Origin of the sequence: Corynebacterium appendicis CIP 107643, from assembly GCF_030408415.1 — a bacterium.
GTDB lineage: Bacteria > Actinomycetota > Actinomycetes > Mycobacteriales > Mycobacteriaceae > Corynebacterium > Corynebacterium appendicis.
Genome location: NZ_CP046976.1, coordinates 1,999,258 through 2,017,788, shown reverse-complemented (window position 1 = coordinate 2,017,788; position 18,531 = coordinate 1,999,258). Strand labels below are relative to the sequence as shown.

Annotated in this window: 17 protein-coding genes and 1 pseudogene; 9 read left to right on the top strand and 9 right to left on the bottom strand. The window is 64.0% G+C overall.

Going from position 1 to position 18,531, the window contains the following annotated elements; translation table 11 throughout:
• The 7 genes from CAPP_RS09925 to CAPP_RS09895 all read right to left on the bottom strand — a co-directional run bounded on the left by CAPP_RS09925 (nt 1) and on the right by CAPP_RS09895 (nt 8,966).
• A complete protein-coding gene (locus tag CAPP_RS09925) occupies nt 1-279 on the bottom strand; it encodes a monovalent cation/H+ antiporter complex subunit F (protein ID WP_076599009.1) in 279 nt (92 codons plus the stop codon).
• A complete protein-coding gene (locus CAPP_RS09920; protein WP_076599008.1) occupies nt 272-835 on the bottom strand; it encodes a Na+/H+ antiporter subunit E in 564 nt (187 codons plus the stop codon). The genes CAPP_RS09925 and CAPP_RS09920 overlap by 8 nt, the downstream gene beginning before the upstream one ends.
• Complete coding sequence (locus tag CAPP_RS09915) at nt 832-2,658, bottom strand: Na+/H+ antiporter subunit D (RefSeq protein ID WP_076599007.1); 1,827 nt, start codon at nt 2,656-2,658, stop codon at nt 832-834. The genes CAPP_RS09920 and CAPP_RS09915 overlap by 4 nt, the downstream gene beginning before the upstream one ends.
• Complete coding sequence (locus tag CAPP_RS09910; RefSeq protein ID WP_076599091.1) at nt 2,651-3,139, bottom strand: Na(+)/H(+) antiporter subunit C; 489 nt, start codon at nt 3,137-3,139, stop codon at nt 2,651-2,653. The genes CAPP_RS09915 and CAPP_RS09910 overlap by 8 nt, the downstream gene beginning before the upstream one ends.
• A gap of 2 nt (nt 3,140-3,141) precedes the next feature.
• Entirely contained in the window at nt 3,142-6,279 is a 3,138-nt protein-coding gene (locus CAPP_RS09905; RefSeq protein ID WP_084560547.1) for a Na+/H+ antiporter subunit A, read from the bottom strand.
• Between the two features lie 268 nt (nt 6,280-6,547).
• The gene (locus CAPP_RS09900) at nt 6,548-7,171 is read right to left on the bottom strand and encodes an acetyl-CoA acetyltransferase (RefSeq protein WP_234958807.1); all 624 of its coding nucleotides are present in this window, start codon (nt 7,169-7,171) and stop codon (nt 6,548-6,550) included.
• Between the two features lie 409 nt (nt 7,172-7,580).
• Nucleotides 7,581-8,966: a M20/M25/M40 family metallo-hydrolase gene (locus tag CAPP_RS09895; protein ID WP_076599006.1), complete on the bottom strand. Its 1,386-nt coding sequence runs from the start codon at nt 8,964-8,966 to the stop codon at nt 7,581-7,583.
• Between the two features lie 613 nt (nt 8,967-9,579).
• Here CAPP_RS09895 and CAPP_RS09890 point away from each other — a divergent pair.
• From CAPP_RS09890 to CAPP_RS09850, 9 genes are all read left to right on the top strand, one after another.
• On the top strand, nt 9,580-11,592 hold the full coding sequence (locus CAPP_RS09890; protein WP_084560546.1) for an OPT family oligopeptide transporter: 2,013 nt from the start codon (nt 9,580-9,582) through the stop codon (nt 11,590-11,592).
• A gap of 245 nt (nt 11,593-11,837) precedes the next feature.
• Complete coding sequence (groL, locus tag CAPP_RS09885) at nt 11,838-13,472, top strand: chaperonin GroEL (protein WP_076599005.1); 1,635 nt, start codon at nt 11,838-11,840, stop codon at nt 13,470-13,472.
• A gap of 517 nt (nt 13,473-13,989) precedes the next feature.
• Nucleotides 13,990-14,163 (top strand): hypothetical protein, encoded by a 174-nt coding sequence (locus CAPP_RS09880; protein ID WP_159437729.1) that lies wholly within the window; start codon nt 13,990-13,992, stop codon nt 14,161-14,163.
• 40 nt (nt 14,164-14,203) lie between these two features.
• Nucleotides 14,204-14,335 (top strand): hypothetical protein, encoded by a 132-nt coding sequence (locus tag CAPP_RS09875; RefSeq protein WP_268753093.1) that lies wholly within the window; start codon nt 14,204-14,206, stop codon nt 14,333-14,335.
• Between the two features lie 155 nt (nt 14,336-14,490).
• Nucleotides 14,491-15,384, top strand: a complete 894-nt coding sequence (ppk2, locus tag CAPP_RS09870; protein WP_076599004.1) for a polyphosphate kinase 2 — start codon at nt 14,491-14,493, stop codon at nt 15,382-15,384.
• Nucleotides 15,385-15,582: 198 nt separating this feature from the next.
• Complete coding sequence (locus tag CAPP_RS09865) at nt 15,583-16,188, top strand: enoyl-CoA hydratase-related protein (protein WP_076599003.1); 606 nt, start codon at nt 15,583-15,585, stop codon at nt 16,186-16,188.
• A gap of 78 nt (nt 16,189-16,266) precedes the next feature.
• Nucleotides 16,267-16,509, top strand: a complete 243-nt coding sequence (locus tag CAPP_RS09860; protein ID WP_076599002.1) for a hypothetical protein — start codon at nt 16,267-16,269, stop codon at nt 16,507-16,509.
• Nucleotides 16,510-16,521: 12 nt separating this feature from the next.
• Nucleotides 16,522-16,737 carry a hypothetical protein gene (locus CAPP_RS09855; protein WP_076599001.1) on the top strand — a complete coding sequence of 72 codons (216 nt, stop codon included), beginning with the start codon at nt 16,522-16,524 and terminating at the stop codon, nt 16,735-16,737.
• Between the two features lie 128 nt (nt 16,738-16,865).
• Nucleotides 16,866-17,321, top strand: coding sequence for a hypothetical protein (locus tag CAPP_RS09850; RefSeq protein ID WP_076599000.1), 456 nt, complete (start codon nt 16,866-16,868; stop codon nt 17,319-17,321).
• A 401-nt stretch (nt 17,322-17,722) separates the two neighbouring features.
• Here CAPP_RS09850 and CAPP_RS09845 read toward each other — a convergent pair.
• Nucleotides 17,723-18,148, bottom strand: a pseudogene (locus CAPP_RS09845) (MarR family winged helix-turn-helix transcriptional regulator); the annotation flags it as partial.
• A gap of 80 nt (nt 18,149-18,228) precedes the next feature.
• Nucleotides 18,229-18,519, bottom strand: coding sequence for a rhodanese-like domain-containing protein (locus CAPP_RS09840; protein ID WP_076598999.1), 291 nt, complete (start codon nt 18,517-18,519; stop codon nt 18,229-18,231).
• Nucleotides 18,520-18,531: the final 12 nt, after the last annotated feature.

Sequence of the window (18,531 nt, the reverse complement as noted above, 5' to 3'; positions counted from 1 at the left end):
TTAGACCGCACCGTCCCTCTTGCGGAAGCGGGCGACGGACAGCGAGCCGATGAAGCCGAGGAGCGCCACGACGACCATCGCGTTGACCACGGTCGTGTCCAGCGTCCAGCAAATATAGGTCGCCAGCGCGCACTGGATGGAGGCGACAATGCCGTCCATCGCGATGGCGCGGTCGAGCGAATTCGGCCCGATCACCAGTCGCCATGTCGTGATGAAAAACCCGACTACGAGCAGCACAGCCGCCACCGCGAGCACGGAGTTGTAGATCGCGTCATCCATGTTTGTGGGCCTTTCTCTTCTCAAAAATAGCGATCATCGAGCGCTCAAGCTTATCGACGTCCGCCAGCGCCTTCTCCACATCCTTCTGCGTCCCCGCGGACAGGACGTGGATGGTCCACGTGCGGTTCGCCAGGTCGATATCGGTGACGCAGCCGCCGGGCTGGAGGTTGTAGGCGCACGTGGCGAAGTAGAGCACCAGCTCGGAATTGAGACGCATCGGGACTTTGAAGATCGCGCTTTTGGGCGGGCCCGCCGGGCGGATCGCCAACCACGACACCTGGACCGCCGCGACGAGGAGTTCGCCCACCCACCGGATGAGGAACACGACCAGCTTCGGCAGGTTCACGCTCACGCCGCCGGTGGGCAGCTTCGGCAGGGGCAGCAGCATCGTGATTGCCAATCCCAGGCCAGCCCCGGCGACAACATTCGCCCAGGTGATCTCGCCCATGAGCAGGATCCACATGAGCGTCATCCAGAAGATGAACCAGGGGCGGAAGCGGTCGGAGAGACTGCCGGCCGACGTCAGGCGCGGCGAGGGGAGGTTATCGGGAATCATTGGTTCGCCTCCTCATCAGGTTCAGCCGGCTCCGCAGGCCCAGCCGGCTCGCCCGACTCGGGCACGGGGGAGGGAACGGGTATCGTCGTCACGCCGGGGCTGGGTTCCTCGATGTCGTGGACGCGGTTGGGGAGGGCGTCGGAATCGTCGTCAAGCGTGGTGTGATCCAGCGTCCGGGAAGGATTCGACCAGTCGTCGCCAAGCACCGCGTGGCGGTAAAGCGCGGTGTCGAGCGCGGAGTCGGCGGCGCGGCCGGTGATCGCGGAGATGGGGCCGGCGAGGAAGGTGATGGCCACGGACGCGGCGACGAGTGTTGCGGTGGAGGCGACCATGCCGGCGGGGACGCGGCCGGCGTCGTGGCTGTCTTCGAGCGCGACGGTGTCGGAGACGTCGCCGAGCGGGCTGAGGCGGACGGAGACGACATTGCCTTCGGGAGCGTCGGAGCGGTCGCGGAGGAATGCCTTGGACCAAACGATCATCATGGCGTAGAGCGTGAGCAGCGAGGTGACAACGGCGCCGACGATGAGCACCCACGAGCGCCACGAGCCGTCCTCGGCGCCGGCCTCGATGAGCATGACCTTGCCGATGAAGCCGGAGAACGGCGGGATGCCGCCCAGGTTGAGCGCGGGGACGATGTAGAGCAGTGCGATGACGGGCGCGGTGTACATCAGCGAGCCCAGGCGGCGCAGCTGCGAGGAGCCCATCTGGCGCTCGATGAGGCTGACCACGAGGAACAGCGAGGTCTGCACCAGAATGTGGTGGACAGCGTAGAAGATCGCGCCGCTTAGTCCGTGCGAGGTGCCCAGGGCGACACCGAAGATCATGTAGCCGATGTGGCTGACCAGGGTGAACGACAAAAGACGCTTGATGTCGTTCTGCGCCAGTGCACCCATCACGCCCACCACCATCGTGGCGAGCGCGACCCACATGAGCAGGTTGCTCAACGGTTGGTCGGGGAACATGGTCACGCGCACGCGGATGATGGAGTAGACGCCGACCTTGGTGAGCAGGCCCGCGAACACTGCGGTGACCAGGGATGCGGCGGTGGGGTAGGAGTCCGGCAGCCACGCGTCGAGCGGGAAGACCGCCGCCTTGATGCCGAAGGCCACGAGCAAGGTGGCGAAGATCGCGGCGCGCGTGCCGTCGGGAATCTCCTCCAGCCGCATGCCCGCCTGCGCCATATTCACTGTGCCCACCGACGCGTAGACGAGACCGAGGGCGAAGATGAAGATCATCGATGACGCCATCGAGACCATCACGTAGCTAATACCCGCGCGCACACGCAGCGGCGAGGCGCCCATGGTGAGCAGGATGTAGGACGCCACCAGGAAGATCTCGAAGCCGACGTACAGGTTGAACAGGTCGCCCGCGAGGAACGACAAGTTCACGCCCATCGACAGCAGCATGTAGATCGGCAGGAAGACATCGACCGGGTCGTTCTCGTTGCCGTCGCGGATACCCTGGCTGATCGCGAACCACATGACGCAGAACAGCACGATCGCCGAGACGAACAGCATGATTCCGGACAACCGGTCGGCCACGAACGTGATGCCGATCGGCGCATCCCAGCCGCCCATCTGCAGCGTCTGGATGCCGGCGATATCCGCCACCAGAATCATCGATGCCGCGATCACCGCGAGCACCAGGAAGGTGAAGAACGCGATATTGCGCTGCAGAGCGCGACTCTTGCCCGCAAGCAGAATCAGCGCCGCGGCCAGTGCCGGCAGCAGCACCGGCAGCGGGATGAGGTACGGCATCACCGGCAGCAGGAAGTCGACGTAGTTCTCGTAGAACGTCGGGTGTGCGAATGCAGGATCAGTCATCGTCACCCTCCTTCAGCGGCTCCTCGAAGGAGCGCGGGCCGAATGCGTCGCCGCCGCTGCGTAGACGGCCGGTCTCCGGGTCGTCGGATGCATCCGCATCAGGCGCAGCTGAGGGGGTCGCCGGGCGCGCGGCGATCGCCTGGTCCTCCGCGTCGTGCTCGATGACGTCGTCGGTGCGGTAGCGGTACTGCCTGTAGAGCAGCGCCAAGATGAACGACACCATCGCCATCGAGATCACGATCGCGGTCAGAATCATCGCTTGCGCCAGCGGGTCCGCCGTCTGGTCCGCGGCCATTGACTCACGGCCGATGATCGGCGGAGCGCCCGCTTGACCACCCGATTGGAGCAGCAGCAAATTCGCGCCGTTGCCGATCAGTATCACGCCGAGCAGCATCCGCGTCATCGCGCGGTCGAGCATCAGGTACACGCCCGCCGCGATCAGCACGCCGGAGGCGATGATCAAAAATAGGTTCGCTTCCACGGTCACGCCTCCCTTCCATTTTCAGCACGCTTATCGACGACATCCGTCCCGCCCTCATGCTCTTTCAGCCTGGTGGAGCCGGAACTCTGCGACCGTCTTTGCGATGAGCGCTGGGAGACCCGCTGCGCGATGCGCTCGGCCGCCTGCTCGGAGGACCGCTCGGCGGCGCGTTGCTCCGCCGAGCGTTGCTCGGCACGCTCCGCCGCTCGCTGCCGGGCGTTCTCTTCGCGGGCGCGCTTGCGCTCCTCGTTCTTGCGCTGCAGGGCGCGGGCACGGTCGCGGGCGCGTTCCTTACGCTGGTCCTCTTCGCGGTCGATCTGGCTGCCGAGTGAGGTGAGGATGTGCATGACCAGGCCGATGACGATGGTGTAGACGCCAGCATCGAAAAGCAGCGCCGACGGCACCGTGACGGTCCCGATGAGCGGAAGCTCCGGCTCGATGTAGCCGCTGGCAAGCGGCGGGTGGCCGAGGAACATTGGGATGACGGCTGCCGCTCCGGAGAGCAGCAGACCGGTGCCGAGCAGTTTCGACGGGTCGACCGGCAGTGCCTCCTCCAGCTCGTCGCGGCCGCCGGCCAGGTAGCGCAGCGTGAGAGCAAGCCCCATGACTAGGCCACCGGCGAAGCCACCACCGGGGGAGTTGTGGCCGGAGAAGAAGAAGTAGGCGGAAAGCAGCACCATGGCCGGGAAGAGCAGGCGGGTGACCACGTCGACCATGATCGAGCGGTTTTGGGCCTTCTCGCCCTCCACGCCCGAGGCGAGCCAGCGCGGGCGGCGCGCGGACAGCGTCGGGCGGCGCGAGTCGCGGGTGAAGGATTCGGTGCGGTAGATCAGGCTGGCCACGCCGGTCGCGGCGATGACCAGCACGCTGATCTCGCCCAGGGTGTCCGTCGCGCGCAGGTCCACGAGCAGAACGTTCACGGTATTGCGGCCGTGGCCGATCTCGTAGGCGAGGTCCGGCATGAGCTTCGAAATCGGCTCGCGCATGCGCGCGGACATCGCCGCCATCGCGACCACGACGACGGACAGGCCTGTTCCCACCGACAGCCACGCGCGCATGCGCACGTCGGCGTCCTTCTTCACGTCGATCTCGGTGGGAAGCTTGCGCAGGACCAGCATGAACACGACCATCACCAGGGTCTCCACCAGCACCTGCGTCAGCGCCAAGTCCGGGGCGCCGTGCAGCGCGAAGAGCACCGCCGAGCCGTAGCCGGTGAGCCCGACCAGAATGATCAGCGACAGACGATTCCGGATCACGGTCGCTGCCACGGCGGCGCTAGCGATCACGACCACTGTCATGCCTTGCCAAGGGTTATCCCACAGGATCATGTGCGTGTCCGCGCTATCTCCGAAGAGCAGCGCACCCAGCGGAACTACCATGAGCACGCTGAAAATCACCGCGAGGTTGATGGTCAGCGAACCGCGCTGAGTCGACGCCGTCAGGCGTAGCGACGCCTGCCGCAGCACTATCAGCATGTTGTCCCATAGCGCATCCGCATCGCCCAGGGCGGGTCGTTCGAACTGCGCCTTTTTGACTACCTCGCGCTGCCAGAACATCACCGCGCCGGCCGCGATGATCACGGCACTCAGGCCCAGCGGGATCGTGACGCCGTGCCACAGCGCCAAGTCCTGGTGCTCGGCCTCCGGGAACCGCACGTTCAGGTACTGGTTGAACAGGTTCGACAGCGGCGCCGGCACGAGACCGAAGACCACTGTGAGCAGCACGAGGACCGCAGGGGGAGCCCACTGCAGGAATTCGATGGGGTGCATGTCGCGGACGGCGGGGGAGGTGCCGTCGATAAGCTCTGCGCGCATTTCCTTTCCCGGTTTGCGCGCGAACGCGCCCCACAGGAAGTACAGCGAATACGTCATGGTCAGCACGGAGCCGAGCACGAAACCTACGAGTAGCACGTTGCGCGGCATGCCGTACAACAGCTCCTCGTGGAGCGTGGCTTCGAGCACCGCTTCCTTCGCGACGAAGCCCCACAGTGGCGGGATGCCCGCCATCGACGCCGCCGCGATCGCCGCCAGCACGGCGACCAGCGGTTCCTTGCGTCCCAGGCCCGACAGCTCACGGATATCGCGAGTTCCTGAGGTGTGGTCGATCGCGCCGACGATCATGAACAGCGCCGCCTTGAACAGCGAGTGCGCGAAGACCAATGCGAGCCCCGCCATGGTCGCCTCGCGCGAACCCACGCCCACGACCGCCGTCATGAACCCCAGCTGCGAGACCGTGCCGTAGGCGAGAATCAGCTTGAGATCGCGCTGCTTGAGCGCCATCCAGCCGCCAAGCAGCATCGTGAACACGCCGGCAGGCAGCACCACAATGTGCCACACGCTTATCGACGCGAAGTCCGGCGCCAACCGCCCCACCAGATAGATGCCTGCCTTCACCATGGCAGCGGAGTGCAGGTATGCCGACACCGGTGTCGGCGCCGCCATCGCACCCGGGAGCCAGAAGTGAAACGGGGCTTGCGCCGACTTCGTCAGCGCGCCCAGCAAGATCAGCGTGATTGCCGCGGTGATGCCCGTGATCTGGTCCAGATCCGTCATTCCGGCGATCTGCGAGATCTTCCACGCCCCAGTCTGCGTGCCGAAGAGAATGAGCCCCACAAGCATCGCCAGTCCGCCGAACGTGGTGACCAACAGCGCCTGCGTCGCCGCCCTGCGCGACGACGCCCGTTCGCCGTAGTAGGAGACCAGCAGGAACGACAGCACCGAGGTGATTTCCCAGAAGATGTACATCATCAGGAAGTTGTCTGCGATGACCAGGCCGTACATCGCCATCGCGAACATAGTCAGCTCCGCGCCGAAAATGCTCAGCCGCCGCGGGTTCGAGTTGAAATACCCCCAGCAGTACAAGAGCACCAGCGCGCCAACGCCCAGGATGATCAGGCCGAACAGCCCCGCGTACGCGTCGAGCCGGAATTCGAGGTTGAGGTGCATTCCCGGCATCCAGGGATACGCCGCCTGGATTTCGCCGCCGTCTTTGAACGTGCCGTTCGCGAACTGGTAGACCAGCCACCCGAAACCCAGCCCCGGCACGAGCGCTAGCAGGCCGAATGCCGGACGCCCAAACGTCCGCAGCAATGGCGGTGCTGCTGCTGCGGCGGCGATCAGCGCCAGAAGCAGGGTGATCACGGTGTCACGGCCCTCCCGAGTGTCGTGTCCGGCGGGGTATCAAGAGTGCGTTGGCCCATGCGGAAAGCAGCACTTGAACCAACAGCGCGCACGCGAAAACACCCTGCCAACTTGGGAAAACAACGTATAACCAAATCAAAAAGGCGCGTCATCGCTGGCGCGACCAACGTTTGCAGTCTACCTACTCAGTTTTATTCGGGGGTGACGTGGCGAATTTTTTCCATTCGCACGGCACCTCGTTCTTAATCGCAGTGTTGTGTCCGCGGTGTTAGCCGTAGATGCGCTGTGCGCCCGAGGCCATCGCGGCGGCGATCGATGTCTCGCTCGTCGCACCGAACCCGATCGCCCACGCGGTGTCGCTCTCGTTGATTTGGTGAGCGACTTTGATGGCGGTGAACGTGGCCTCGTGCAGAGTGAATTGGTGGAATTCGAGGATCTCGACGTAGCGGCCTGCGTCGGCAAGCATCGCCCCGAACGCGTGCGCCGGACCCGACGTGGCGACCTCGTGGTGCGTCGTCTCCGGCGGGAACGTCTTCGACGTGCGCGTGATATTCGCCGAGTAGGTGGTGTAACACCAGTGGTCGCGACGGGCCTCGATGTCTGCGATCTTGACCGTCGGCGTCGGCGCGTACGTCGCACTGAAGAGCGTCCAGTTCATGCCCATGGCCTCTTCGCGCAGCTCGCGCGGCAGGCGGCGCTGGGAATCGAAGCGGATCTGGAACGGGTCGCGCTCTTCCGTGCGGGTCCGTTGGGGAGCGTTGTTCTGGGTGGTAGTGAAGCCGTTGCCGACAAACTCCGAGGTGGTTGCGGTGGAAGTTGCGGTGGTACGAGTCTGGTTGCCGGAATTCTGGGTGCGCTGGGTGTGCTGAGTCGAGGTGTGAAACACGGTCACGTGTCCTTCTACGTTTCGCGGTGATTGTGTGGGGTGTACCGACTCGCTGTACTGGGTGGTTAACGACCACTGCCCCACGCCGCGGGGAGTCGGTTACTCCGCGTTGGGGTCGGTGGCCTCTAGTACCACCTTGAGTACTAGGGCTCGTAGAAGAATCGGCTTTCGCATGTGTCTGAGACTAGCCAACGTAAAGCGTGATGCGCAACACATTTCGAGAAATTAGTTTTCGCGGTCTCGCCGCGGGGTCCAGATTGCGCCAGTTCGGGCAGCTGCGGCCACGCAATGAAAACCCAGCTACCTGGATCCAGCTATTCACCGGTTTTAGGGCAATTAGCTGGGTCTAAGTAGCTGGGTTTGTGCCGTAGCCGACTGTTGCCGTGGCCGGCGGGGCGCGGCACCCTAGCCCGACTTACAGCGAGGTGACACGCTGGAGGAACTTCGCCTCGGCGACGGCCACGCGCTCGATCTCGAACGGGTGCACGGACTCGTCGACGGAGTGGATGCCGGCGTTGTTGTCCTCGACGCCGTACATGGCGATGGCGGCGTCGGGGTAGTGCTCCTGCAGCTTGGCGGTCAGGGGGATGGAGCCGCCGGAACCGACGGAAACGAGGTCGTTGGACACGCCGCCGGGGGCGGCGGAAGCGGGTGCCTCCTTGTACGCCTCCTCGAGGCACTCGCCGAGGAGGGCGATGGCCGGGCGGGACGGGTCGGTAGCGAAGCCGTGGTTGACGTCGAAGATCTCCACCTCGACCTTGGCGCCCCAGGGGGTGTGGTCGATGATGTGCTTCTTCAGGGCCTCGGCGGCCGCGGCGGGGTCCATGCCAGCGGGGACGCGGAGGTTCAGCTGGGCTTCGGCGCGGGGGATGATGGCGTTGACGGCCTCGTCGACCGGGGTGGAGGTGAAGCCAATGACGGTGACGGCGGGGCGGGCCCACACCATGTCGGCGGCGTTCTCGCCGCCAGAGTCGATGTCGCCCATGAGGGAGACGCCGTCGAGGACGCCGGCGTCCTTGCGGAAGGCTTCGGTGTCGTAGGGCTGACCGGGCCAGGTGGCGGAAAGGGCGTCGCCCAGGCCGTCGATGGTGGTGCGGCCAGTCTCGTCGCGGAGCGAATCGAGCGTGCGGATGAGGGCGGCGACCGGGTCCGGGGCGGGGCCGCCGAAGGTGCCGGAGTGGATGGCGCCGCGGAGGGTCTCCACCGTGACCTTGAGCTGGGCGCCGCCGCGCAGAGCGGTGGTCAGGGTCGGGGTGCCCACGGTGACGTTGCCGGAGTCGGCGATGAGAATGATGTCGGCTGCGAACAGTTCCGGCTTCTCCTCGATCAGATTCTCCAGACCACCGCCGCCGAGCTCCTCGGAGCCCTCGACGAGGACGACGAGGTTGGCGTCGGTGCCGCCGGCTTCGTCGATAAGCCGAAGTGCCTCAAGGTGCATCGCGACGTTGCCCTTGCAGTCGGCGGCGCCGCGGCCGTACCAGCGGCCGTCGCGCTCGGTGAGCGTGAACGGGTCCGCGGTCCAGGCTGCCGGGTCGCCGGCCGGGACGACGTCGTAGTGGGAGTAAAGGAGGACGGTCGGGGCGTCGTCGCTGACGTGCTTGCGGGCGATGATCGCGTCGGCGTTGTCCACGGTGGCGTGGCGCTCGACCTCGAGGCCGCGCTCGGCCAAGGCGCTTGCGACCCAGTCGGCGGCGCCGGCGTGCTGCTCGGCGAGCTCCGGCACGGAGTGGGGCGAATTGAAGGACACGAGTGCGGAAAGGTCGTTGAAAATCCGTTCGCGGTTCGGTTCAAAAGTGCTCATGAGCTCGAACGTACCAGCGCCCGAATCCGCGGTGCGCGGCGCGTCTGCCTTGTAGCATCGGCGCTACATCGACCTAGGGGGGTGCGTGAGGTGACGGAATGGTTCGCGGGGCACATGGCGGAGGATCCGTTCAAAACGGTCGTCCTGACCCTTTTGCTCGTCTCGCTGGTCGTGCAGATCGCGTGGCCGTATGTCAGGAACCTGTTCGACCCCGTCGTCAAGCGGGAGCATGGTCGCCGTGGACATCTCTGTGGACAAGAACGCGCGCTGGAAAGGCAACGAGGACCCGATGCAGAACCGAAAGGTCGCGCGCATGCTGTCGGGGGAGGAGCTGCCGTTCGGCTAGTGTGGCGAGGCGATCGGCCTGCCCAAAGACATCAAGCGGCAATCGCACACATGAAGGAGCGCTATTTCCGCTACTGGCTCCCGCAGCCGAGGCCCGTGGTGGTCGTGCGCAGAAAGAGCGGCAGGTTCCACAGCGAGTTCTAGGGGCAACGCTTATCGACGGCGCGTGGCCGGTCAAAACCCCTGGCCCGCATAGATCGTTCCAGTTTTCAACCGTTGTTGGCGGCAGAGTAATGTTCCTGCCATTACACCGTGAGAAAGGTTGGAAATGGATAACGGGACGCAACTGCGCGAGCTCACACTGCGCGGCATCATCATCGGCGGTTTGATCACGCTCGTGTTCACCGCGGCGAATGTGTACCTGGGCCTGAAAGTGGGCCTGACGTTCGCGACGTCCATTCCTGCGGCCGTCATTTCGATGGCGGTGCTGCGCAAATTTGCCGGGCACAATGTGAAGGAGAACAACATTGTGCAGACGATCGCGTCGGCGGCGGGCACGCTGTCTGCGATCATCTTCGTGCTGCCGGGTCTGGTGATGATCGGCTACTGGCAGGGCTTCCCGTTCTGGACGACGGCGCTGGTGTGCGCGCTCGGCGGCACGCTGGGCGTGATGTTCTCGGTGCCGCTGCGCCGCGCGCTGGTCACCGGCTCCGACCTGCCGTATCCGGAGGGCGTGGCAGCAGCCGAGGTGCTGCGCGTCGGCGACGGCGACCCGAATAACGAGGAGAACGTCAAGGGTCTGCGCACCATCGTCATCGGCGGCATCGTCTCCGCGTTCTACGGCCTGCTCGCCGCGATGAAGGCGGCTGCCAGCGAGATCGCGGGCACCTTCAAATTCGCCAAGGGCGCGACGATGTTGGGCGGCTCGCTCTCCCTCGCGCTCATCGGCGTGGGCCACCTCGTGGGCATGACGGTCGGCATCGCCATGCTCACCGGTGTGGTCATCTCCTTCTTCATTCTTCTTCCGTGGCGCACGTCGTCGATTGTCGACGGTTCCGTCGCCGATCTCTCCGAGATCGTCTCCACCACCTTCGCCTCCGAGATCCGCTTCATCGGCGTGGGCACCATGGCCGTCGCCGCACTGTGGACCCTGATCAAGATCACCGGTCCGGTGGTCAAGGGGGTCAGCGCCTCCCTGTCCAGCTCGCGCAAGCGCGCCGCCGGCACAGAGGTCGACGTGACGGAGCAGGACATACCGTTCCCGATCGTCTCCACAGTCATCTTGGTGTCCATGATCCCGATCGGCTTCCTGCTCTGGGACTTCCAGCGCGACACCGATATTCACCAGCACGCCTTCGCTTTGACGACGATCTCTGTCCTGTTCATCCTCATCGCCGGCTTGGTGATCGCCTCGGTCTGCGGTTACATGGCTGGCCTGATCGGTGCGTCGAACTCGCCGATTTCCTCGGTGGGCATCATCGCGGTGATCGCGTCTGCTCTGCTCATCGCCGCTTTCACCGCGGGTACTGACGCGTCCGCGTCCTCCCTGGTGGCCTACACGCTGTTCACCGCCGCGATCGTCTTCGGCATCGCCACGATCTCCAACGACAACCTGCAGGACCTGAAGACCGGCCAGCTCGTCGGCGCCACACCGTGGAAGCAGCAGGTCGCTCTCGTCATCGGTGTCGTTTTCGGTTCGCTGGTGATTCCGCCCGTGCTCCAGCTGATGCTGACCGGCTTCGGCTTCGACGGCATGGAAGGCGCCGGCCCCGACGCGCTCGCTGCCCCGCAGGCAGTGCTCATGTCCTCTGTCGCCACCGGTATTTTCGACGACTCCCTGAACTGGAACCTCATCTTCCTCGGCGCCGCCATCGGCAGCGTCGTGATCATCATCGACGAGATCCTCACCGCCACCACCGACAAGAAGTACTCCCTGCCGCCGCTGGCTGTTGGCATGGGCATGTACTTGCCGGTCAGCGTCACTGTGATGGTCCCGATCGGTGCCGCCATCGGCCACTTCTACAACCGCTGGGCCTCCCACCAGCGCAACCCTGAGTCCGCGATCCGCATGGGCACCCTGGGCGCCACCGGCCTCATCGTCGGCGAGTCCCTGTTCGGCGTGGTCAATGCCGGCATCATCGCCACTGCCCAGGGGGAGAGCCCGCTGGAGATCTTCGAGGAGAACGCCTGGACCACGCTGGTCGGCGTCGTCCTCTTCGTCGCCGCCATCGCGTTCATCTACAAGCGCACCGCCAAGGCCGCGAAGGAACTGCCCATCACGGCGCCGGCTGATGCGGCAGCCGCCGCTGAGCGCGCCGGGACTGTCGACAGCACGAAGTAGCGCCACGTAGCGTCGAGTAGCGCTAGAGGCGCGTGCCACGGCCTCGCCCCAACATTGCACTTGCAGCCGCACACTGCTAAAAATGGCTTTAGCACTCCCGCCAAGTGAGTGCTAAAAAGTTCATTTCGAGCGGGTGAGGCTGTTTTGCACTCACCAGCCGTGCCGTCGCGGGCGCCCGCTTGGACCTTTTATGACGTGAGAGTGGCGTCGCCCTTTCCTATATAAACGAGGAGCAACAAACTCACATGGCAAAGATGATCGCATTCGACGAGGAAGCACGCCGCAGTCTCGAACAGGGTCTCGACACCCTGGCTGACGCTGTGAAGGTCACCCTCGGCCCCAAGGGTCGCAACGTCGTCCTGGAGAAGTCCTGGGGCGCGCCGGCAATTACGAATGACGGCGTGACCATCGCCAAGGATATCGAGCTCGAGGACCCGTACGAGAAGATCGGTGCCGAGCTGGTCAAGGAAGTCGCCAAGAAGACTGACGATGTCGCCGGCGACGGCACCACCACCGCGACCGTCCTGGCGCAGGCGCTGGTGCGCGAGGGTCTGCGCAACGTGGCCGCCGGTTCCAACCCGATGGGCATCAAGCGCGGCATCCAGGCCGCTACCGACAAGGTGTCCTCCGTCCTTCTCGACTCCGCCAAGGAGGTCGAGACCGAGGAGGAGATCGCCAACACCGCAGGTATTTCGGCCTCTGACCCGGAGATCGGCAAGAAGATCGCCGAGGCAATGTACGCCGTCGGCAACGGCTCCGTGAACAAGGAGTCCGTCATCACCGTCGAGGAGTCCAACACCTTCGGCGTTGACCTCGAGGTCACCGAGGGCATGCGGTTCGACAAGGGGTACATCTCCGCCTACTTCGCTACCGACATGGAGCGCGGCGAGGCTGTCCTGGAGGATCCGTACATCCTTCTCGTCTCCGGCAAGATTTCCAACGTCAAGGAGCTCGTCCCGGTCCTGGAGCAGGTCATGCAGTCCGGCAAGCCGCTGCTGATCATCGCCGAGGACGTCGAGGGCGAGGCCCTGTCCACCCTCGTGGTGAACAAGATCCGCGGCACCTTCAAATCCGTGGCAGTGAAGGCGCCGGGCTTCGGCGACCGTCGTAAGGCAATGCTGCAGGACATCGCGATCCTGACCGGCGGCCAAGTCATCTCCGAGGAGGTCGGCCTGTCCCTCGACGGCGCTGACGTCTCCCTGCTCGGTCAGGCGCGCAAGGCCGTCATCACCAAGGACGACACCACCATCGTTCAGGGTGCTGGCGAGCAGGCCCAGATCGAGGGTCGCGTGAAGCAGATCCGCGCCGAGATCGAGAACTCCGATTCCGACTACGACCGCGAGAAGCTCCAGGAGCGCCTGGCTAAGCTCGCCGGCGGCGTCGCTGTCCTCAAGGTCGGCGCGGCCACCGAGGTCGAGCTCAAGGAGCGCAAGCTGCGCATCGAGGACGCCGTCCGCAACGCGAAGGCTGCAGTCGAGGAGGGCATCGTCGCCGGCGGCGGCGTCGCTCTCCTGCAGGCAGCCCAGGAGCTCGAGGGCGACCTCGGCTTCGAGGGCGACGAGGCCACGGGCGTCAAGATCGTCCGCGAGGCTCTTTCCGCACCGCTGAAGCAGATCGCCCTCAACGCCGGCCTCGAGCCGGGCGTTGTCGCCGACAAGGTCGCCAACCTCCCGGCAGGCCAGGGCCTCAACGCCGCCACCGGCGAGTACGTCGAGATGCTCGCCAACGGCATTGCCGACCCGGCCAAGGTCACCCGTTCTGCCCTGCAGAACGCCGCCTCCATCGCCGGCCTCTTCCTCACCACCGAGGCCGTCGTCGCCCAGAAGCCGGAGCCCGCAGCTCCCGCCATGGACCCGGAGGCTATGGGCGGCATGATGTAAGCGAGCTTTCTCGCTTATCGACGCGCCTACCCGCGTTCCCACTGTCCCCACCCCTAGGCGATCGCTGTACCGATTGCTTAAGGGTGGGGATTGTTCTGTCACGTTCCAGCAACATTGCGCTGTGAAGCAACTGGGTCGCAGGAGCACGTTTGGTCAAAGTGGATCTCTGTTATACCCCCGGATTGGGGGACTTTGGAATAGTCAAGGAAAGTTCTTTTCCGAAGGTTTCGGCATATCGTAGCTTGTCTACGGCGTATTACTAGGAAAGCAGTTGTTTTCCGAACTGTAAATTTTGCACCGAAAAACGTGCAGGCAGTGGCGTATGGCGCCGTTCGCTTCACCTAAAGTTCACGTTCCAGGTCTCGCCCGAGGTTGTCAGCTCTAGCCGCGTAGAGCCTCCACACGTATTGACGGCTGAGAGATCTATGGCAATATTGCACTCGCGACGCCCGATCGGGGTGTCTGAACACCAGAAACCTCATCCGGCGTCAGCCGGTGACTTCAAGGAGATTTTCATATGGACGTGAACACCATCATCTGGCACCTCGAGAACTTCCAGGACACCTGGAACGGCTGGAACAAGGTCATCAGCGGCCTGACCGATTTCTTCGGTTCGACCCCGACCGACAAGATCAAGGATTTCTTCAAGGAGGAGACCTTCGAGGCCCTCTCTTCCGGGTCCTCCAACTAATCTGACCTACCAGCTCTAAATACATCACAGGAGAAATATCATGGAATTCATTCAGGGTTCTTCCGACTTCGCATCCGCAATCGGCACTATCTGGGAGCCGATCTACAGCTTCATGAAGCCGCTCGTCACCGCCGCTGACGGCCTCGCGACCCTGCTCGGCCTCCTCCCGTAGTAGGAGCCCAGCTTCGCTAGAGATATAGCGAGCACCCAAGGATCCCGCTGCTTTTGCAGCGGGATTTCTGCATTTATTGGGGGGTGGGGGGGTTGAGGCGAACGTCGATAAGCGTTGGTCAGCGGGGGCACGCGCGCGCCGCTAAACTGGCGTGCATGGCGAACGATGATGACATGCCCTTGATCGACTTGACGCAGACCGAAGGCTACTACGTCGACGACTCCGACGAAGACGACCCAGTGCTGCTGCAGGCGGACGGCACCCCGATTCAGACGTGGCGCGAGAATTACCCGTACGACGAGCGAATGACGCGCGACGAATACGACAAGGTGAAGCGCGCACTGCAGATCGAGCTGCTGAAGTGGCAGAACTGGACCAAGGACACGGGCCAGCGCCATATCATCATCTTTGAGGGCCGTGACGCAGCTGGTAAGGGTGGCACGATCAAGCGCTTCAACGAGCACCTGAATCCGCGTGGTGCGCGCACGGTCGCGCTGGAGAAGCCGTCGCCGCGCGAGTCGACCTCCTGGTACTTCCAGCGCTACATCGAGCACTTCCCGGCCGGCGGCGAGATCGTCTTCTTCGACCGCTCCTGGTACAACCGCTCGGGCGTGGAGCGCGTCATGGGCTTCTGCACCGAGTCGCAGCATGCTGAGTTCCTGCGAGAGGTGCCGATGCTGGAGAACATGATCCTCGGCTCCGGCATTTCCCTGACCAAGTTCTGGTTCTCCGTCACCCGCAAGGAGCAGCGCACCCGCTTCGCCATCCGCCAGGTCGACCCGGTGCGCCAGTGGAAGCTGTCGCCGATGGACCTCGCCTCGCTGGACAAGTGGGACGACTACACCCGCGCGAAGGAAGAGCAGTTCCGCTACACGGACACCGACGAGTCCCCGTGGGTGACCATCAAGTCCAACGACAAAAAGCGCGCCCGCGTCAACGCGATGCGCTACATCCTGTCCAAGTTCGAATACACGAACAAGGACCACGACGTGGTGGGGGAGCCGGACCCGCTGATCGTGAAGCGTGGCCGCGACCAGATCGGGGACTAGTTTCTCAGGTCTCGGGTTCTAGCCTTGGCTAGATGTTGACCCCAGAACTTAGTTTCCCCAGGTGAGATTTCGGCGGGTTCGTCGGATCACTCGGGAAACTAATTTTTGGGGTTAACATCTAAGTTTTCGTTTCTGTCCTAGCGAGATTCAACCCCGCTCCCGTTGTGCGCCCCGCCCGCTGGGCATAGGGTCGTCAGTGTGTTCATCAACGTCACCCGCCCCGCAGACAGCGTCGCCGTCCTGACCATCGACCGCGACGAGAAGCGCAACGCGCTCAGCGAAGAGTTGCTCGTCGAGCTCGCGGAAACGCTTGAGCAGGAGCTTAGCGACGCCCCCTCGATCCTCCTTACCGGCGCCGGCTCCGCCTTTTCCGCTGGGGCAGACTTGTCCTCCGGCGATCCTGCCGCGATCTACCCGGCGCTGAAACGCGTGCTGGAGATCATCCGTGGCGCGGAGAAAGCAGTGGTGGCGTACGTGAACGGCCCGGCGATCGGTGCCGGGGCGATGCTGGCGGGGGCGTGCGATATCCGGGTGGTGGCGCCACCGGCACGCTTTGCCATTCCGGTGGCGCGGATGGGCGTTCCCGTCACGCCCGAGCTTGCCGACGCTCTCGCTGGCCTCGTCGGCGGTGCCCGCGCCCGCACCATGCTGATGACCGGTATGCCCATCAACTCCGCCACGGCCGTCGACTGCGGCTTCGCCGCGCTCCGTGGCACCTTCGGCGATGCGGTCGAAGTGGCTATCGTATGCGCCGAGGGTTCTGCCGTGACGATCGCGTCGATCAAGGCGGCCTTCGGCTCCTGAGTGTGTTGCCGCCGACGCAATTCCTCGGCCGGGAGTCAATTCATTCAGTTGCATGTATAAATCACGGACAGTGAATAGGTGAACGGAGCGAGCACGATCCCGAACCTGGCGTACAGATTCAGGATCAAATGCGGCACGACGCAATTCGACGTCGAAAAGCAACTGCAGCTCACATCGCGCAAAGATGCGAGCGGCAAGGATCTGGACGGCGCGACCTTCAACGTGAAATACCGCTCCGATCGCGAGGGCACCTACGACGCGGCGAAGAAACTCTACCTACCGAACATCGCGCCTGTGGAGGGCACGATCACCGTCGGCTGAAACAAAGACGATGTGGTCAAGGACCTCAAGGTCGGTGCGGAGTACAGGGTGTGGGGGGACGAGTCCACCCTGCCGCAGACGAAGTGCATCAAGTTCGACAGGGCTACGGTCGCGTCGACTAACGCGCAGGACCAGATGGTGGGCTCCACCAGCGTCGACGCCAAGTCGAAGCCGGTCCTCACCGTGGCTATCGAAAGCCCACGGATGGTGCCTGTGATGCCGTTGTGATTAGTGTGACTCTCACTTACAGTGGAGCTAACCCTGAAGTACGGGTCGAGACTTGTCTCTTGGCTGCACGGTTCACCACCTTGCTTTGGGACTCTTTTCCGTTTCCAACTTCCCCGAGGAGAGAATCTATGAAGCGCTTCAACAAGACCGCTATTGCCATCGCGCTGTCCGGCGCCCTTGCTCTGGGTGCCCCACCGGCTGCCGACGCTCAGAAGAATCTGGGTGCACCGGCCGCCACCATCAACCACGAGGGTGCGACCTGGTACCTGCACAGCAACGGCCAGTTCTACGTCAACGACGCGGGACTCGTCTACACCCCGGTCGACCAGATCGAGGACGAAAAGAAGATCGCCCTCGAAGCCGATAACGCTGAGGGCGAGCAGGGTGCTCCAGCTGGCGACGAGCAGTATGTTCCGGCAGGCGACGAGGTCGTCGAGGTTGGCGGCAACGATGCTGCTGACTCCGAGCGCGGCGTCAACGCTGAGACCGGCAACAACACCATCGCGAAGGGCTTGGTTGGCCTGCTGCTCGCATCCATCATGGGTGCAGCGATCTTCGCGTTCGGTCGCCGTCGCCTGGTCTAAGGCATGAACTTCAACTCCCCACCCTGCTGCTGCTGGCATCACTCGCCGGCAGCGGTGGGGAGTTTTGCCGTCCGGAGATAGTTCCAGTCGTTGCCGCGGACACAAAAATCGACCTGGGCTTTTGCGTGCCACAACGAAGTCAAGGTCAATCTAGATCCAGCGGCCCGAGGAACAGGTGTGCGCCCGCCAGCCGGATCGGTGGCAGGCTACTTGGACTTGCCGGACTTCCCGGATTTGCCTGACTTTCCGGACTTCTCGGATTTGTCGGGCTTGTCAGCCTTGGCAGGCTTCTCCGATTTGTCCGACTTCTCGGACGACGAGTTGGAGTCGGTGTCTTTGGGGGAGTCAGCGGGGGAGCCGTTCCCGGCAGTGTCAGCCTCATCGGAGCCGTGCGGCTCGGTCATGATCGCCTGGGACAGCTTGCGGAGGTGCTTCAGCTGCTTGGTCGTGGTGGCATCGAGAGCTCGGTCTTCGGCTTCGGCCACGGCGGCGGCGAGCTGTTCCTGAGCCTTGGCACCCTCGTCGGTGGGGATGATGATCTGGCGGCGGCGGTCCTTGGGGTCGCGCTCGCGGGAGACCCAGCCGTGGGTCTCGAGGGAGTCGATGAGGCGCACCATGTCGGAGGCGTCGATGGCGAGGAGCTCGGAAAGCTGGGTCTGGCTCGCGGCGTGCTCGAGAGTGCATGTCAGCACCCAGAACTCGCGCATGGTTGCGCCGAGTGCGGCCAATGCTTTTTCCACCTCGTCCTTCGTGGCGCGGCGGACGCGCTCGATCTGGAACGAGGGGGATCGGGTCAGGGCGGTGGGGTGCTCCAAGGATTCTGCCATGTGCATCAATCTAGCAGTGATGGGGGATTCCTATGGTTGGTTGGGGGTGAAGATAAAACACCCCACCAACCCAGCTGGAACTACTCGGTCGGCAGACCAGCTTCGACCCACGCCTGGGTGCCGCCGACAACGTTGATCGCTTCGGTGCCGCGGACAGCTTCGAGGTACTGGGAGGCCTCGACGGAACGACCGCCGGATTTGCAGATGACGTAGATGGGCTGATCAAAGTCGATCTGCTCGGAGAGAGCTGCGAAGTTGGACAGAGGCAAGTTCACGGCGCCTCTGGCGTGGGTGTCGGAGAACTCGTCGGGCTCGCGGACGTCGATAAGCTGGGCGTTTTCGGGTACTTCGTTGACCTGTACTGACTTCATGGCGCCAGTCTA

Excerpts from the sequence above, each read along its gene's own strand:
- CAPP_RS09925 (WP_076599009.1), bottom strand. The coding sequence starts at position 279 with ATGGATGACGCGATCTACAACTCCGTGCTCGCGGTGGCGGCTGTGCTG.
- CAPP_RS09920 (WP_076599008.1), bottom strand. The coding sequence starts at position 835 with ATGATTCCCGATAACCTCCCCTCGCCGCGCCTGACGTCGGCCGGCAGT.
- CAPP_RS09915 (WP_076599007.1), bottom strand. The coding sequence starts at position 2,658 with ATGACTGATCCTGCATTCGCACACCCGACGTTCTACGAGAACTACGTC.
- CAPP_RS09895 (WP_076599006.1), bottom strand. The coding sequence starts at position 8,966 with ATGAGCACTTTTGAACCGAACCGCGAACGGATTTTCAACGACCTTTCC.
- CAPP_RS09890 (WP_084560546.1), top strand. The coding sequence starts at position 9,580 with ATGGATAACGGGACGCAACTGCGCGAGCTCACACTGCGCGGCATCATC.
- groL (WP_076599005.1), top strand. The coding sequence starts at position 11,838 with ATGGCAAAGATGATCGCATTCGACGAGGAAGCACGCCGCAGTCTCGAA.
- CAPP_RS09880 (WP_159437729.1), top strand. The coding sequence starts at position 13,990 with ATGGACGTGAACACCATCATCTGGCACCTCGAGAACTTCCAGGACACC.
- CAPP_RS09875 (WP_268753093.1), top strand. The coding sequence starts at position 14,204 with ATGGAATTCATTCAGGGTTCTTCCGACTTCGCATCCGCAATCGGCACT.
- ppk2 (WP_076599004.1), top strand. The coding sequence starts at position 14,491 with ATGGCGAACGATGATGACATGCCCTTGATCGACTTGACGCAGACCGAA.
- CAPP_RS09850 (WP_076599000.1), top strand. The coding sequence starts at position 16,866 with ATGAAGCGCTTCAACAAGACCGCTATTGCCATCGCGCTGTCCGGCGCC.
- CAPP_RS09840 (WP_076598999.1), bottom strand. The coding sequence starts at position 18,519 with ATGAAGTCAGTACAGGTCAACGAAGTACCCGAAAACGCCCAGCTTATC.